1 pseudogene is annotated in these 392 nt (G+C 77.0%); it reads left to right on the forward strand.

The window, feature by feature from the left end:
* Nucleotides 1–9: 9 nt before the first annotated feature.
* Nucleotides 10–392: pseudogene (locus tag D7Y04_RS43505) on the forward strand (hypothetical protein); the annotation flags it as partial.

A 392-nucleotide genomic window follows, 5' to 3' on the forward strand; every position in this document is an offset into this window, starting at 1 on the left:
GGTGGCTCGCTGCCCATGCCGCCACCTCCTTCCGGCGCGAAGGCCACGCCCGGCGCCGCCGCCAGACCCGCGACGGGCTCCCCCGCTCCGACCGCGAAGCCCGCCGAGTCCGGTGCACCCGCGCCGGCCGCCAGCGCCGAGGGCGCGCCCGCGGCTGCCGCGTCCGACAAGAAGCCGGAGGCCGCCGCCGAGGCGCCGCCGCCCGTGCCGCAGAAGGTGGACCCGGCCATCTTCGACCAGGCGCTGCAGGACTACTTCGACGGCAAGCCGCGCGACGCCGCGGGTCCCCTCTACGCGTGGCTCCAGGCCGCGCCCAAGACGGACGACAACTACGCCTGGGCGCAGTACTTCCTCGCCCGGAGCCTCATCGACCTGGGCCTCACGCACGCGGG

It is taken from the genome of Corallococcus sp. AB038B (assembly GCF_003668955.1).
Taxonomy (GTDB): Bacteria; Myxococcota; Myxococcia; order Myxococcales; family Myxococcaceae; genus Corallococcus; species Corallococcus exiguus.